The 14,818-nt window shown below is 66.3% G+C and carries 11 protein-coding genes and 1 pseudogene; 4 read left to right on the top strand and 8 right to left on the bottom strand.

Features of this window, described 5'->3' with window-relative positions:
- Positions 1 to 2: 2 nt before the first annotated feature.
- Positions 3 to 1,124 carry an efflux RND transporter periplasmic adaptor subunit gene (locus ACPFMJ_RS20890; RefSeq protein ID WP_424361792.1) on the bottom strand — a complete coding sequence of 374 codons (1,122 nt, stop codon included), beginning with the start codon at positions 1,122 to 1,124 and terminating at the stop codon, positions 3 to 5.
- Between the two features lie 246 nt (positions 1,125 to 1,370).
- On the opposite strand from ACPFMJ_RS20890, the pseudogene pepN reads away from it, so the two are divergent.
- Positions 1,371 to 4,017 (top strand): annotated as a pseudogene (gene pepN, locus ACPFMJ_RS20885) (aminopeptidase N).
- A gap of 133 nt (positions 4,018 to 4,150) precedes the next feature.
- A complete protein-coding gene (locus tag ACPFMJ_RS20880; RefSeq protein ID WP_424361791.1) occupies positions 4,151 to 6,583 on the top strand; it encodes a PAS domain-containing sensor histidine kinase in 2,433 nt (810 codons plus the stop codon).
- Here the strand turns inward: ACPFMJ_RS20880 and ACPFMJ_RS20875 are convergent.
- Together ACPFMJ_RS20875 and ACPFMJ_RS20870 are read right to left on the bottom strand one after the other, a co-directional pair.
- Positions 6,484 to 7,926: a sensor histidine kinase gene (locus tag ACPFMJ_RS20875; RefSeq protein ID WP_424361790.1), complete on the bottom strand. Its 1,443-nt coding sequence runs from the start codon at positions 7,924 to 7,926 to the stop codon at positions 6,484 to 6,486. The genes ACPFMJ_RS20880 and ACPFMJ_RS20875 overlap by 100 nt on opposite strands.
- 195 nt (positions 7,927 to 8,121) lie before the next feature.
- Entirely contained in the window at positions 8,122 to 8,832 is a 711-nt protein-coding gene (locus ACPFMJ_RS20870) for a hypothetical protein (protein ID WP_424361789.1), read from the bottom strand.
- Positions 8,833 to 9,064: 232 nt separating this feature from the next.
- Between ACPFMJ_RS20870 and ACPFMJ_RS20865 the strand changes: the two genes are divergently transcribed.
- Positions 9,065 to 9,541 carry a hypothetical protein gene (locus tag ACPFMJ_RS20865; protein WP_424361788.1) on the top strand — a complete coding sequence of 159 codons (477 nt, stop codon included), beginning with the start codon at positions 9,065 to 9,067 and terminating at the stop codon, positions 9,539 to 9,541.
- 13 nt (positions 9,542 to 9,554) lie between these two features.
- Here ACPFMJ_RS20865 and ACPFMJ_RS20860 read toward each other — a convergent pair whose 3' ends face one another.
- Together ACPFMJ_RS20860 and ACPFMJ_RS20855 are read right to left on the bottom strand one after the other, a co-directional pair.
- Positions 9,555 to 10,238, bottom strand: coding sequence for a response regulator transcription factor (locus ACPFMJ_RS20860; protein WP_424361787.1), 684 nt, complete (start codon positions 10,236 to 10,238; stop codon positions 9,555 to 9,557).
- Between the two features lie 239 nt (positions 10,239 to 10,477).
- On the bottom strand, positions 10,478 to 11,986 hold the full coding sequence (locus ACPFMJ_RS20855) for a Do family serine endopeptidase (RefSeq protein ID WP_424361786.1): 1,509 nt from the start codon (positions 11,984 to 11,986) through the stop codon (positions 10,478 to 10,480).
- A gap of 206 nt (positions 11,987 to 12,192) precedes the next feature.
- Here ACPFMJ_RS20855 and ACPFMJ_RS20850 point away from each other — a divergent pair, with 206 nt between their 5' ends.
- A complete protein-coding gene (locus ACPFMJ_RS20850; protein WP_424361785.1) occupies positions 12,193 to 12,537 on the top strand; it encodes a c-type cytochrome in 345 nt (114 codons plus the stop codon).
- Between the two features lie 100 nt (positions 12,538 to 12,637).
- Here ACPFMJ_RS20850 and ACPFMJ_RS20845 read toward each other — a convergent pair whose 3' ends face one another.
- From ACPFMJ_RS20845 to grpE, 3 genes are read right to left on the bottom strand one after another with little or no spacing between them, the layout of a single operon-like run.
- Positions 12,638 to 13,198 (bottom strand): nucleoside 2-deoxyribosyltransferase, encoded by a 561-nt coding sequence (locus ACPFMJ_RS20845; protein WP_424361784.1) that lies wholly within the window; start codon positions 13,196 to 13,198, stop codon positions 12,638 to 12,640.
- On the bottom strand, positions 13,168 to 14,184 hold the full coding sequence (corA, locus tag ACPFMJ_RS20840) for a magnesium/cobalt transporter CorA (protein WP_424361783.1): 1,017 nt from the start codon (positions 14,182 to 14,184) through the stop codon (positions 13,168 to 13,170). Before corA ends, ACPFMJ_RS20845 begins: the two co-directional genes overlap by 31 nt.
- Before the next feature lie 10 nt (positions 14,185 to 14,194).
- Positions 14,195 to 14,806, bottom strand: a complete 612-nt coding sequence (gene grpE / locus ACPFMJ_RS20835) for a nucleotide exchange factor GrpE (RefSeq protein WP_424363927.1) — start codon at positions 14,804 to 14,806, stop codon at positions 14,195 to 14,197.
- Positions 14,807 to 14,818: the final 12 nt, after the last annotated feature.

Here is a 14,818-nt window from a genome sequence, read left to right as displayed (position 1 = left end):
GATCACTTGCTCTCGGCTTCCGCCAGCTCGGCGAGAAGCGTCAGGAGGCCGCGAGTCGCGACGCGTTCGCTCGCCGCCAGCCGCCCCTGCACGGACGCGAATTGCGGCGTTTCCGAGACCAGGGTGACTGGAACGGCGCGAAATCCCTCGGGGATGCGCACGAACACCCAGCTATGATTGAGATGGCTCACCACCGCGTCGGCCGGCACGCGCCATTGCGAGGCGCCGCCGCCCTTCACACGCAGAATGGCCGTCAGCGCCTGCCCCGGCCGAAGCGGACTGCGCCCGGGCCGAAACTCCGCGACCGCCGTCACGGACTGCGTCGCGGAGTCGACCGTGCGGCCGACGCGGATCAGCTTGCCGTCGAGGCCGGCGGAAGGAAGATGCACCCGCTCGACGCTGTCCAGGGCGACGGCGCGGCTGAGCGGCACTTGCAGATTGACCCAGATGGGATCGAGGCGGGCGATGGTGACGAGCGGGGCCGAGGCGGCCACGCGCTCGCCCGTCGTTCCGTGCCGCTGCAAAATCGTGCCGCCGATCGGCGCCCGGACGAGCAGCGAGGGGGCGAGCTTGCGGTCCTTGCGCAGCGCCCCGATCTCGCCCTCCGTCATGCCCGCAAGCGCGAGAATCTGTCCGCGTTCGTCGAGAGTCGCCCTTGCCTGAGCGGCCTCGGCGCGGGTCACGATCAGCCGGCGCTCGGCTATGATGCGCTCCTTGAAGAGCTGCTCGTCCCTGCGCAGCTTCTCTATGGCGAGATTCGCTTCGGACATGGCGAGGAGGAATGCGCGCTGCGCCTCGACGAGTTCGGAGGATTTCAGCGTGGCGATCGGATCGCCTTCCTTCACGTCCTCGTCGGGAGCGACGAGCAGCGTCTCGACGAGGCCCGCCGCCGGCGCGGCGACGATCCGCAACTGCTGCGGCGGCACGGCCACGACGCCGGGCACGACGATTTCGCCGACGCCCGATTCCGCCTCGACGGGCTGCGTCTCGACGCCCGCGGCGCGGATCTGCTCGTCGGTGAGCGGCACGAGAATGTCGCGCGCCTGCCCATTCGCGGGCGCGCCGATGGCGGGCGCAGAGCCGCACGCGAGGACGAGAAGGATAAGAAGGAGTGTTCGCCGCATGAGGATTGATGACACCTAGGTAGAGCGCGAGCGGCGCCGATCAAGGCGAAGGGCGCTTTCCGGCGGCCTGCCGCCATTCTTGACCGCCCGGCCGCCGCGACTCAAGCATTAACGGGGCGTTAATGCCGCTTTCCAATGGAAAATGGACCGACGCCGCCCCGGGGCGGGGGCGCGGCTGGTCGCAAACGGCCCGGCGGCGCCTATATTCGACGCTAATGACCGATTCTGACCGCCCTTGAGGATTTCATGCGCCACCCCGCCAATGTCGCCGTCCGCCTCGTCGATTACAGCCCTGCCGATTTTTTGATCGACGCCGTCAGGCTCGACATCTCGCTTGACCGGACGGCGACGAAGGTCGTCGCCACGCTCTCCTTGCGCCGCAATCCCAAAGGCTCCCCCGCGGCGCCGCTCTCCCTCGACGGCGACGACCTGAGCCTTGTCGGCGTCAAGCTCGACGGCCGCCCGCTCGGCCCGCAAGAATACACGGCTGCGCCCGACCGGCTGCTGCTGGAGAAAGTCCCGGACGCGCCCTTCACGCTGGAAATTGAGACGCGGGTGAACCCAACCGCGAACACCCAGCTCTCGGGCCTTTACCGCTCGGGATCGGCCTATTGCACGCAATGCGAGGCGGAAGGCTTCCGTCGCATCACTTATTTCCTCGACCGGCCGGACGTTCTCAGCGTCTACACGACGCGAATCGAGGCGGATAAGAGCGAAGCCCCGCTCTTGCTCTCCAATGGCAATCCCGGGGAAACGGGAGATCTTCCCGGCGGTCGCCATTACGCCGTCTGGCATGACCCCTTCCCCAAGCCCTCTTATCTCTTCGCGCTGGTCGGAGGCGATCTCGGCGTCGTGCGCGATAGCTTCACGACCATGTCCCGCCGCGAGATCGCGCTCGCGATCTATGTCGAGCACGGCAAGGAGACGCGCGCGACCTACGCCATGGACGCGCTGAAGCGCGCGATGCGCTGGGACGAGGAGAAGTTCGGCCGAGAATACGATCTCGACGTGTTCAACATCGTCGCCGTCTCCGACTTCAACATGGGCGCGATGGAGAACAAGGGCCTCAACATCTTCAACGACAAATATGTCCTGGCTTCGCCCGAGACGGCGACCGACGGCGACTATGCGGCGATCGAGGCGTCATCGCCACGAATATTTCCACAACTGGACCGGCAACCGCATCACCTGCCGCGACTGGTTCCAGCTCTGCCTGAAGGAAGGGCTCACCGTCTTCCGCGATCAGGAATTCTCCGCCGACATGCGCTCGCGCGCCGTGGAGCGCATCAGCGACGTGCGTGGCCTGCGGCTTGCGCAATTTCCGGAAGACGGCGGCCCGCTCGCCCATCCGGTGCGGCCAGAGGTCTATCACGAGATCAACAACTTCTACACGGCGACCGTTTACGAGAAGGGCGCGGAGATCGTGCGGATGCTGCGCACGCTGATCGGCGAGGAGACCTTCCGCCGCGGCATGGATCTCTATTTCGAGCGCTTCGACGGCACGGCGGCGACGGTCGAGGATTTTCTCTCCTGCTTCGCGGAAGCCTCCGGGCGCGACCTCTCCCACTTTGCGCGTTGGTACAGCCAGTCGGGAACGCCTGTGTTGTCCGTTGCGGGCGCCTATGACGCCGACGCCAAGACTTTCTCGCTGACGCTACGACAGGAGACGCAGCCGACGCCCGGCCAGAGCGAGAAGAAGCCGGTCGTCATCCCGGTCGCCCTCGCGCTCTTCGGCGAGAATGGCGAAAGGCTCGATCTCGCGAGCCCCGACGCCAGCGCCGGGGAGCTCTCGCGCGGCCTGATCGAACTTGGCGACGCCGAACGGACGCTTACCTTCACAAGCGTTCCGTCGCGCCCGGTCATCTCGGCGCTGCGCGGTTTCTCCGCCCCGGTGCGGCTGGAGCCCGCGCCCGCCAGCGCCGATCTCGAAAAGCTGCTCGCCTGCGACGACGATCCCTTCAACCGCTGGCAGGCGGCGCAAAGCCTCGCGCTCCGCGCCATCTTCGCGCGGGTCGATGCGGCGAAGGACGGCGCGCCCCTGCCGCCGGCGCCCGGCTTCGTCGGCGCGCTGCGCAGCATTCTCGCAGGCGCGGACGCCGATCCCGCCTTCGCGGCGCAGGCGCTTTCCCTCCCCTCCGAGATCGACCTCGCGCGCGAGGCCGGCCACGACGTCGATCCAGACGTCCTCTTCGCCGCGCGCATCGGTCTGCGCGAAGAGCTTGGCCGCGCGCTCGGACCCGGCGCCGAGGCTGTCTATGCGCGCCTCGCCGACGCCGGCCCCTACTCGCCCGACGCCGCGAGCGCCGGACGGCGCGCCCTCAAGGCGGTGTCGCTCGATCTCGTCGCTGCCGGCGACCCGGCGAAGGGCGCGGCGCTCGCACAGAGTCAATTTGCCGCGGCCGGCAATATGACCGACCGGCTCGCCGCGCTTGGGCTCCTCGCATTCCTCGGCGGCGACGCCCGCGAGGCGGCCTTCGCCGCCTTCTACGAGCAGTTCAAGGGCGACGCGCTGGTGCTCGACAAATGGTTCTCGCTGCAGGCGACGATCCCGGAGCCCGCCACGATGGACCGAGTCGTCAAGCTCATGTCTCACCCGGATTTTTCGCTCGCCAATCCCAACCGCGTGCGCGCGCTCGTCGGCGCATTTTCGAACGCCAATCTCACGCGATTTCATGCGCTCGACGGCTCGGGCTACGACCTTCTGACGCGTATCGTGCTGGAGCTCGATCCAAAGAACCCGCAGCTCGCCGCAAGGCTTCTGTCGGCCCTCCGCTCCTGGCGCACATTGGAGCCGCGCCGGCGGGCGCTGGTCGAGGGAAGATTGAGGCACATTGCTGATCAGAAAGGACTTTCCCCGGATACGAAGGACATCGCGACGCGCGCGCTCTCGTAAGGAGGGCGCAACAGCGCGCCCGCGTTAATCGCTCATTAAGGTCTGGACAATTCGAGTCTGAAAGATTCGAATGAGGGTGATTCGGGCGTCTCTCGGCCCACCTCGATAGATCGCCAGATTTCGGAGATTTTTAATGGCGCGCGTCACCGCAGCTCGTGCGATGAGTCACGCGGAAACGGTATGGGGCGCCTATCGTTTTAACGGCAATGGCGAGAGGGACCCGAAGGAAAGCCCCTGGCTGAAGCGGGCGGCCTACATCGTGTCTGCGATCGGCCTCGTCGCGCTCGCCGCCTTCGCCATCACGCTCACGACCTCGATGCAGGACCAGCTCGTTGAGGAGGCCACGGCCGACTTCGAGGTCTTCGCGCACGCCGTCTGGCACGATCTGCATGATAAAATTCAGGCCGACAAGAAGTCGCTCGGCGAGCCTTTGAATAAAATCCTGCCCGGCCGCGCCACGGCGCGCGGGCGCCGTATCCTCATCACTGACGACCAGGGCCATGTCGCCGCCGCCTTTCCTCCGATCACCGCGAAGAACGCCACGCTGTCGGACGTGCTCGGCGCCGAGCAGGTGCTGACGGAGTTTGCGGAAAAGGCCGGCGCGATGCGCGTCAAGCTCGCGGACGGCACGCCCGCGCTCGCGACGGTCCAAAAACTGCCCGCGCCCTATGGGCAGGTGGCGATGATCTACCCGCTCGACAACGTCCTCGGCGAGTGGCGCACCATCGCCGCGGAATATGCGGTCGTCTTCGCTTTCACGACGCTGATGCTGCTCGCCGTCGTCTTCGCCTATTTCCGCCAGTCGCGGAAAAGACAGGCGGCGGAGCAGGTCAACGCCTATATCCGCACGCGGCTCGACGCGGCGCTGTCACGCGGCCGCTGCGGCCTGTGGGATTGGGACATTGCGCGCGGACGTATCTACTGGTCCGACTCGATGTACGAGATGCTCGGCCTGCCGGCGGAGCGCCGCTGTCTCTCCTTTGGCGAGTTGAACGCGCTGCTGCATCCCGAAGACGGCGATCTCTCGATGATCGCCGAAATGGCGTCTCGCACGAAGAGCGTCGACCACGAGTTCCGCGCCCGCCACGCCAATGGCCAATGGATCTGGCTGCGCGCCCGCGCGCAGCTCGTCGACGACGCTCAGGACGCCGGCCTGCACCTCGTCGGCATTGCAGTCGACGTCTCCGAACAAAAGGCGCTCGCGAAACATACGGCCACAGCCAATATGCGCCTGCGCGACGCCATCAACGCCATCTCCGAAGCCTTCGTGCTTTGGGACGCCCAGAACCGCCTCGTCGTCTGTAATTCGAAGTTCCTCGACCTGCACGGCCTTGCGCCGGAGGTCGCGATTCCTGGCGCGTCCTATGGCGAGATCATGGCCCGCCGCACGGCCTTCGTGTTGCAGCAGGAAACCTCGTCGACCGAAAGCCGCGCGGGAGACGCCCGCACTTACGAAGCCCGCCTGACGGACGGGCGCTGGCTGCAGATCAACGAGCGCCGCACGCGCGACGGCGGTTATGTCTCGGTCGGCGCCGACATCACCGCGCTGAAGCGTCATCAGGAGCAGCTCATAGAGTCCGAGCGCCGTCTGACGGGCACGGTCGCCGATCTCACGCGCTCGCGCCAGACGCTCGAAATGCAGGCGCAACAGCTCGCGACTCTCGCCGAGCAGTATCACCACCAGAAGGCCGAAGCCGAGGCCGCTTACCTCGCCAAGTCCGAATTCCTGGCGAATATGAGCCACGAATTACGCACGCCTCTCAACGCGATCATCGGCTTCACCGAGATGATGCTGGCGGAACCCTTTGGTTCGCTCGGCTCGCCGAAATATGTCGAATATTGCAATAATGTCCGGCAGGGCGGAACCTATCTCAACGAAGTGCTCTCCGACATTCTTGACATGTCGCGGCTGGAAGCCGGCCTGGTGCGCCTGACCGAGCGCGAGGTCGACGTCGCGGAGGCGGCGCGCCGCGCGATCGGCGCCTGGCGGGCGCGCGCCGAGGAAAAGAAGATCACGCTCATTGTCGAAGTCGACGAGAAGCTGCGCTGCGTCGGCGACGATGCGCTGATCGTCAAGGCGCTGAGCATTCTGCTTTCCAACAGCGTCAAATTCACCGAGGCCGGCGGTTTCGTGCGCCTGCGCGCGCGCCATCACGGCGAGTCGATCGCCTTCTTCGTCGAGGATACGGGCCAGGGCATGGACCCGCGCGCCCTGTCGAAGCTCGGTCGCCCGTTCGAGCAGAGCGCGAATGTGATGGAGAACGGCATGAAGGGCTCGGGACTCGGCCTCGCCATCGCCCGCGCGCTCATCGACCTTCACGGCGGCGGGCTACGCTTCCGCTCGCGGCTCGGCATGGGCACGGTGGCGATGATGCGGCTCGCCTGCGCCCATTGCGCCGGCAAGAACGTCACGCCGCTCGTCGCGAAGCAAGCGGAGCCGCAACAATCCACCGCAAGAGGCCCCGCCTACGCCACGCGCTCGCGCGAGACCGCCGCGCGCATCGCCGGCAGCGACAGCACGACGCGCAACCCTGGCGCATTGTCCTCGATCCGCAGGGCGCCGTGATGCAGGCGGGCGACCGCCGAGGCCATTGAAAGCCCCAGGCCGGAGCCCGGCCGCGAACGCGAATTCTCGAGCCGCACGAAACGTCCGACGACGCGATCGCGGTCCTGCGGCGCAATGCCCGGGCCGTGATCGGCGACGGTGATTTCGATACGGTCGCCGACGCGCTTCGCTGAGACGTCGATGCGCGGACCGTCGCCCGCGGAGCCATATTTGAGCGCATTGTCGACGAGATTGACGACCGCCTGCCCGAGAAGCTCGCGGCTGCCGGTCACGCAGAGGCCCGGCTCGGTCGTCGCTTCGAGCTGGACGCCCTGCTCCTCCGCCACCGGCTCATACATTTCCACAATGTCGCCCACCACGGCGTCGACGTCGTAGGTCGCGAGATTGTCGCTCGAATAGCCGGCCTCGGCGCGCGCAATCATGAGCAGCGCGTTGAAGACGCGGATGAGGCTGTCGGACTCCTCGATGACGGCGTTGAGCGCCTCGCGATGCTCGCCATTGTCCGACGAGCCGCGCAGCGCCGCTTCCGCGCGGTTGCGCAAGCGCGTGAGCGGCGTCTTGAGGTCGTGGGCGATGTTGTCCGAAACCTCGCGCAATCCGGTCATCAGCTCGGAGATGCGCTCCAGCATGGCGTTGAAATTCTCGGCCAGACGATCGAGCTCGTCGCCCGCGCCCGAGACGGCGAGGCGTTCGTGCAGATCGCCCGCCATGATCCGCCGCGCCGAGGCCGACATCACATCGACGCGCTCCAGCATGCGGTGCGCGACGAAGAGGCCGCCCAGCGCGCCGACCAGCGCGAGCCAGAAGAGCGACACGCCGAGCGCGCGGCGCAGAATGTCGCGCAGCACCTGATGGTCCTCGATATCGTGGCCGATGAGCAGGCGGAAGCCGCCGGGGATGAGAAAGAGACGCAGCAGCGCCGGATGCTCGACGCCGGGCTCCCCGCGCCGCTGATAGGGCGTCTCGACAAGCTGCGAGCCGCTGACGGGCACGCTCGTGGTCGGCTCGATATTGCCGACGATCACCTCGCCCGAATGCGTGGTGAGCAGATAGAGGGAACCGCCCGGCGCGCGCACGCGGCGCTCCAGCGCACTGGTGAGCTGATGCAGGCCGCCCTGCGCATATTGCTCGGAGAGCGCACGGATTTCGGCGTCGACCGTCTGCTGGATCTGCTCGTCCAGCACCTCCTTCACCCGCGCGCCGACGCGCGTCAGCACGAGCCCGGCGCCGATGGAGAAGAGGACGAGATAGGCGAGCGACAGCTTGAAGGCGGTCGTGCGGAAGAGCTTGCCCAGCGATCCGAAGGAGACCTGGTTCACCCTGCTTTGCTTGGAAAAAAACATCCGGGTTCGCTTTCCCCGGCCGGCGGCGACATGCTGCGGCTTGCGACGACGACTTCGGCCCTGGCCTAGATATGGGATGCCGCGGGTGAAATCCCCAAGCTCGGCCTTGAAAGCGAGTTAGAGTCGAAAATAGCTCAAAAGAAAAGCCCGGCGCGGGCAGCGCCGGGCGTTGGGTTCAGACCTCGATTGCCCCCGCTACTTCGCCGCCGGCTTGCCGGGCAGGCTGAGATCGCCGGATGCGATCTTGAAGACGTCTGCGACGCAAAGCAGCGGCGCATGGAGGTCCGCATTCACCTTCAGGCCCGCCGCGACAGCGTCGAAGGATGCGTTTTTCAGCCCCGCGAGCGCCGAGAGCGGAACCTGCACCTCCACCATGTCGCCCGAGACTTTGGTCGGATAGTCCGGGCTGTCGATCAGGAGCGGCGCGCCGGGCCAGTGTTCGGGTAGTTTCGGTTTCGCGTCCTTGGGGACGTCGACAACCTTCAGACCGCCGCCGCAACTTTGGTCCTTTGCAAGGACGACCCAGTGCGGGTGCCAATGGTCGCGGTTTTTCGCGCCCTTCGCCCCGTCGTCGAAGTCGGGATGGTAGGTAACGGCGAGGGCGACGATCCCCTGCCCCTTTTCGAAGCCGACATCGGCGCTGTCGAGCGAAGTCGGCCAGACATAGGCGTACACCTGCGAGCCCTCGAACTTGCCCGTCGCGGCCGGCTTGTTCGCGCCTGCGTCGCCGCGCACGCGCGTCTGAAAGGTCGCGTGGTCCTTATCGACCACGATCCGGCTTTCCACGATGTCGAAGGGGGCGGCGACTTTCGCGTCGCTCTTCGCCTTGATGTCGTCGGCGATCGCCGCGCCCGCGAAGCCGACCATCAACGCCGTCGCCAGGTTACGCGCATTGCTCAGTTTCATTAACTCCTCCGAAGGTTTGTCAGCGGCCCGGCGTCGGACTCCGCCCGCCAGGCGCGCATCCTTGAGTGGATAGAAACTAACTCTTTTCGCGTGATTTTCTTAGATCCACACAAGCGCGGCGACATGGAGCCGAACCGCGCTTAACCAGAACCGCATGCCAGGCTGCCCGCCACGGAACCAACGCGGCGCAACCGACGTTCGTTTAGGAGGGGCCAGCCAAGGTGACACGGAGATGCGCAAGAATTTGAAAACCATGATCCTCGCGGCGCTCTGCGGCTCGACCGCGCTGGGCGCCGTCCCACCTGAAGCGCTCGCAGGGCCTATGGGGGTCGCGCCGCCGTCAGTGGTCAGCCTCGATCCGTTGACCACGGATGTGCACTACAGGCGCTATTATCATCGACACTACCGCCACTGGGGGTACCGGCCCTACCACCGCCACTGGCGCCACCGCCATTGGGGCTACTACCGCCCCTATTACCGGCGGGCCTATTACGGCGGCTATTACGGCTATCCGCGGTACGGCTATGGCTACGACCCGGCGGGCGCGATTTTCGCGAGCGCCGCGCTCGGCCTGATGGGCGCCGGCATCGCGGCCGCGACGGCCCCGCGCTGGGGCTATGGCTGGGGCGGCTGGGGCGGCGGATGGGGTCCCGGTTGGGGCTGGGGCGGCGGATGGGGTCCCGGCTTTGGCTGGGGCGGATGGTGGTGAACCGGTCGCCCGGTTAGCGCATGCCGTCCCTGATCATGTAACCCGCTCCGCGTATCGTATGCAGGAGCGGGTTCTCCCTGCCTTTGTCGATCTTCGAGCGCAGCCGCGAGATATGCACGTCGATGACGTTGGTCTGCGGATCGAAGTGATAATCCCAAACATTTTCGAGCAGCATGGTTCGCGTCACCACCTGCCCTGCATGTTTCATCAGATATTCGAGCAGGCGGAACTCTCGCGGCTGCAGCACGATCTCCTGCCCGCCGACCGTCACCTTGTGCGATAGGCGGTCGAGCTCCAGATCGCCGACGCGATAGTGAGTCTCCTCCCCCCGCGGCCCGATGCGGCGGCGCACCAGCGCCTCGACGCGGGCCAATAATTCCGAGAAGGCGTAGGGCTTGGGCAGATAGTCGTCGCCGCCGGCGCGCAGGCCCTTCACCCGGTCGTCCACCTGTCCGAGCGCGGAAAGGATGAGCACGGGCGTCTCCACCTTCTGCTCGCGCAGGCTGGAAATGAGCGAGAGCCCGTCCATTTTCGGCAGCATGCGGTCGACGATCAGGACGTCGTAATCGCCCTCCTGAGCCGTCGCATAGCCTTCGAGCCCGTCCGCCGCATGTTCGGCGACGTGCCCCTGTTCGCGGAACGCCTTGACGAGATAATCGCTCGCCTCTTTGTCGTCTTCGATGATGAGTATGCGCATCCCGGCCATGATAACCGACCTTGCCCAAAAACGGCAGCCCGGAGCCCCTGCCCCGCCTGCCGCCAAAACGACGGCGGGCCGGCGCGCGGGAACGCGCCGGCCCGCCTGCGACAGGAGCCAGGAGGGGACTGGCTAAACCCATCGCTCTTCCTTGCGTAGGACCGTCTGCGGGCGGGTGCAGTCTCGCGGTCCACGTCGCAAGAAGCTCTTAACTCCGCGCGAACTCTGGTCGCGCGCGCTTACCCGGCGCTCTGCTTCACCGGCACGGCGATGAACTTCGCCCCGTCGGCGGACTTGATCCGAAGCAGAACCGAGCGGCGGCCTTCCTTACGGGCGCCGTCGATCGCGTTGGCGAGATCGCCCCGCGAGCTCACCGGCTGGCCGCCGGCCTCCACGATCACATCGCCCCGGCGCACGCCCTTCTGGGCCGCCGCGCCGCTCGGATCGATGTCGGTCACGACCAGGCCCTCGCCGCCCGCGCCGCGCACCTCGGCAGCCGGCGCGACCTCGACGCCGAGGCTCGCGACATTGGCGTGCCCCGTCGGAGCGCCGCCAAAATCTTCCTCATCCGCCCTCGCCTCCTTCTCTTCGGGCAGCTTGCCCAGAGTGAGCTTCGCGTTCTTTTCCGACCCGTTGCGGATATATGTCAGATCGACAGACTTGCTCGGGCCCATGGCGGCGATTTTGCGCGCCAGCTCGCGCGGCGTCTCGATCTTCTCGCCATTCACCGCCGTAATCACGTCGCCCGCCTTCAGGCCTGCGGCCTCGGCCGGCGCGCCTCTCTGCGGCTGCGCGATCAGCGCGCCCTTGGTGGACTTCAGACCGAGGCTCTCGGCGATCTCCGGCGTCACCTGCTGGATCTTCACGCCGATCCAGCCGCGCGACACGACGCCCTTGTCCTTGAGCGCGGCGACGACGTCCTTGGCGACCTCGGAGGGGATCGCGAAGCCGATGCCGACCGAGCCGCCAGACGGCGAATAGATCGCAGTGTTCACGCCGACGACATTGCCATGCGAGTCGAAGGCCGGGCCGCCGGAATTGCCGCGGTTCACGGGCGCGTCGATCTGCAGGAAGTCGTCATAGGGGCCGGCGCCGATGTCGCGGCCGCGCGCCGAGACGATGCCCGCGGTCACCGAGCCGCCGAGGCCGAACGGATTGCCGACCGCGATTACCCAGTCGCCGACGCGCGGCTGCGCGCTCGCCCATTCGACATAGGGAAGCTTGTTCCCGTCATTCACCTTGAGCAGCGCAAGGTCGGTGCGCTTGTCGGTGCCGATCACCTTGGCGGAAAGCGTGCGGCCGTCGTCCAGCGCGACTTCGACGTCGTTCGCATGTTCGACGACGTGGTTATTGGTCACGACATAGCCGTCGGCGCTGATGATGAAGCCCGACCCCTGCGACTGCGTCATGCGCTTTTGCGGCGTCTCGCCGAAGCGCTTGAAGAAGCGATACATAGGATCGTCCGGCGAGAGCTCGCCCTGACCCTCGAAGGGATTCTGCGACTCTTCGACGGCCTTCACCTTGATGGCGACGACGGCGCCCTTCACGCGCTCCACGACATCCGCAAACGACGCGGGGCCCGCGGCCGGGCCGACGGAGACGGAAGGCGCTTCCGCAAAGGCCGGACGGACCGGCGCGCCGGCGCCCACGCCGAAAGCCAGCGCGGCGGCCGCGCCCATCAGCGCAAGGCGCGAGGCGCGACGGCGCTGCGGCATCTGGGCGCTACGCTCGTAAATCCGATGATGCATTTCAAAAACTCTCCATTTGCGCGACGATGGAGGAGGAGTTGAGCTTGGGAGCCCCCCATCGCCGCCTGCATGAGGAAGATGGAGGCTCGGCGCTTGCCGTCCAATGGCCGGCGGATGAAACTTTCGTAAGGGGAAACGCAGCCGCCCGCGTTAAGCATGCAAGCGCGTGCGCGCGTGGTTGATCCGGCGATAGAAGGCGAAACGCAATGTGGAAGGGAACGCGACCTCTGCTCCTCGCCTTGGCGCTAGGCGCTCCCGCAGCCGCGTTTGGCGCAGACCAGGAAGTCGCCGACGGACGCATGCTCGCGCGGCACGTCTGCTCGGCCTGTCACGACATCGGCGGCGACAGGCCCTGGTCGCCGACGCTGCAGCCGCCGGCGCCGAACTTCGCGACCCTCGCGCGCCAGCATAAGCTCGACGAGACTTATCTGCGCGCCTTTCTCGCCGCGCCCCATGGCGGCGGCAAAAGGAAAATGCCCAATCCGCAATTGATTGATTATCAAATCGACAGTCTCGTCGCTTATCTGCGCGCGACGCGAAAGACGCGGTGATTTTCGAACCGCCGTCATTGAGAGGAGCGCAGCGACGAAGCAAACCAGACCGGCTGTCGCAGCGCTGGATTGCTTCGCTCCGCTCGCAATGACTCCTGGTTCACGCCTCGAAATACGCCCCTGCGCGTCGCAGGCATTCTTCAAACGCCTCACGCGCCTCTGCTGAGACGATATCCCACCCCTGCGCGCGCACGGCCTCGACGATCATGAGATTGTCTGCGAGACCGAAATCCTCGACGCTCATGCCATCGGCGGCGAATAAACGTCCGTCCTCGTCGCGTAAGGGACCGTGGCTCCGAGCGACGCGCGCAGCGTAGTCCGCCGTTGCTTCGGCATAGGCGAAGACCGGCTTGCCAAGCGCGATCGCAAAGCCGATTTCGAAGATGGTTCCCGCATCCGCGCTGGGCACCCGAAAGGGCGAGAGATTTGCAATAACGGCGTCGCATGCGCGGATGGAAGCGATATTCGTCTCGTAGATCCGACGCGACAGCGGCTCGCTCCCTGTCGCCAGCTCGGCTTCAAGCGGATAGACGCCGAGAAAGCCGTACCTTTCGCAAAGCGCCTTCATCCGGGCGCCGATCGCGGCGGCGTCCAGACGGAACACCTCGGGGCCGGCGAGATAAAGCCGCCTCACAACCAGCCGGCTTTGCGGAATCGCCAATACAGCGTCGCGCAGATCGCAAAGGTTACGCAGAGAACGGCGTAATAACCGTATTGCCATTTGAGCTCGGGCATGTGCTCGAAGTTCATGCCGTAAATGCCGGCGATGGCGGTGGGCACGGCGAGGATCGCCGCCCAGGCCGCGAGCCGGCGCGAGATGTTCGTCTGCTGCATCTGCGCGTTCATGAGGCTCGCCTCGAAGGCGAAGGCGAGCGTCTCGCGCAGCGTATCGATGCGCTCCTGCGCGCGGCGCAGATGGTCGCGCACGTCGCGAAAATGCGGCCGCATCAGCGGGTCGATGAAGACGATATCCGTGCGCTCCAGTCGCCGGCAAACGTCCCCGAGAGGCACGACGGCGTTGCGCAGCCGCAGAAGATCGCGCCGCAACGTATAGAGCTGCTCGATCTCCTCCTGTCCCATCGTGATCGCGAGAACGTGGTCCTCGATGTCGTCGACCTGATCGTTGATGCAGTCGAGCACCGGAGAATAGTTGTCGACGATGAAGTCGAGCAGCGCATAGACGATGAAGTCCTCGCCCTCGGAGAGCCGCTGCGCGCGCGCTTCGCAACGGGTCCGCACCTGCGCATAGCTTTGCGAGGCGCCATGGCGCACGCTCACCACATAGCCGGCGCCGACGAAAAGATGCGTCTCGCCGAACGCGACGCGCCCGTCCTCCATCTGCGCGGTGCGCGCGACGATGAAGAGGCTGTCGTCGAACTCCTCGAGCTTGGGAAACTGATGCGCCTTGGCGGCGTCCTCGATGGCGAGCGGGTGCAGGGAGAACTGCTTCCTGACCCGCTCCAGCAGGGCGAGGTCGGGCTCATAGAGCCCGATCCAGACGACATGATCCCCCCGCGCCGCCCAGGCGCCGGCCTCGTCAATGTCTATGTCGGCGACCTTGACGCCCTTGCAATAAACGGATGCGTTGACGACGCCGGGGCGCATCGCCGCGTCCGGGGTCGCCTGTTCCGGCGCAAGGGCGTCCATCGCCACGCCGTCAGGCTTTGGGGCCGCCGCGCGTCACGCCGACTTTCGCGGGACGCAGCACGCGCTCGCCGATCATGTAGCCCTGCTCCACGACCTGCGCGACCGTGCCGGCGGGCTTCGTCTCGTCGGGGATTTCGTACAGCGCCTCATGCTGGTTGGGGTCGAATTTGGCGCCCAGCGCCTCGATCGGCTTGACCCCGAAACGCGCGAGCCGCGACAGGAAGTCCCGCTCGGTGACGCCGAGCCCGTCGAGCAGAGCCTTGGCCACGGGATCGAGATTGGGCCGCGCCTCAGCGGGCACGCTCTCGGCGGCGCGGCGCAGATTGTCGGCGAAAGCCAGCATTTCGCGCGCGAGATTCGCAACGCCGTAGATCTTGGCGTCGGCGACCTCCTTCTCGGCGCGGCGGCGGACGTTCTCGACCTCCGCCATGGCGCGCAGAGCCCTGTCCTTGAGGCTGGCGTTTTCCTGGTAGAGATTCTCGAGTTCGGTGAAGGGCTCCGGCTCGGTAATGGGAGATTCCGCCGAGGGTTGCGACAGCGAGGACGCGTTCGCCTCTTCCCCCTTGGCGCCCTGCGGCGGCGGGGTTTCGGCGTTGTTCTCGGCGTTGCTCTGGTCGCTCATGCTCATGTCCGT

Source organism: Methylocystis parvus (assembly GCF_049675845.1).
In the GTDB taxonomy this organism is placed as follows: Bacteria; Pseudomonadota; Alphaproteobacteria; order Rhizobiales; family Beijerinckiaceae; genus Methylocystis; species Methylocystis parvus_A.
The sequence above is the reverse complement of the archived record's forward strand: the minus strand, read 5'-3'. Positions and strand labels throughout refer to the sequence as shown.

Bases quoted from the DNA above. Each gene is read 5' to 3' on its own strand.
- ACPFMJ_RS20850 (WP_424361785.1), top strand. From the start codon at position 12,193: ATGTGGAAGGGAACGCGACCTCTGCTCCTCGCCTTGGCGCTAGGCGCT.
- ACPFMJ_RS20875 (WP_424361790.1), bottom strand. From the start codon at position 7,926: ATGTTTTTTTCCAAGCAAAGCAGGGTGAACCAGGTCTCCTTCGGATCG.
- grpE (WP_424363927.1), bottom strand. From the start codon at position 14,806: ATGAGCGACCAGAGCAACGCCGAGAACAACGCCGAAACCCCGCCGCCG.
- ACPFMJ_RS20870 (WP_424361789.1), bottom strand. From the start codon at position 8,832: ATGAAACTGAGCAATGCGCGTAACCTGGCGACGGCGTTGATGGTCGGC.
- corA (WP_424361783.1), bottom strand. From the start codon at position 14,184: ATGGACGCCCTTGCGCCGGAACAGGCGACCCCGGACGCGGCGATGCGC.
- ACPFMJ_RS20880 (WP_424361791.1), top strand. From the start codon at position 4,151: ATGGCGCGCGTCACCGCAGCTCGTGCGATGAGTCACGCGGAAACGGTA.
- ACPFMJ_RS20865 (WP_424361788.1), top strand. From the start codon at position 9,065: ATGCGCAAGAATTTGAAAACCATGATCCTCGCGGCGCTCTGCGGCTCG.
- ACPFMJ_RS20890 (WP_424361792.1), bottom strand. From the start codon at position 1,124: ATGCGGCGAACACTCCTTCTTATCCTTCTCGTCCTCGCGTGCGGCTCT.
- ACPFMJ_RS20855 (WP_424361786.1), bottom strand. From the start codon at position 11,986: ATGCATCATCGGATTTACGAGCGTAGCGCCCAGATGCCGCAGCGCCGT.
- ACPFMJ_RS20860 (WP_424361787.1), bottom strand. From the start codon at position 10,238: ATGCGCATACTCATCATCGAAGACGACAAAGAGGCGAGCGATTATCTC.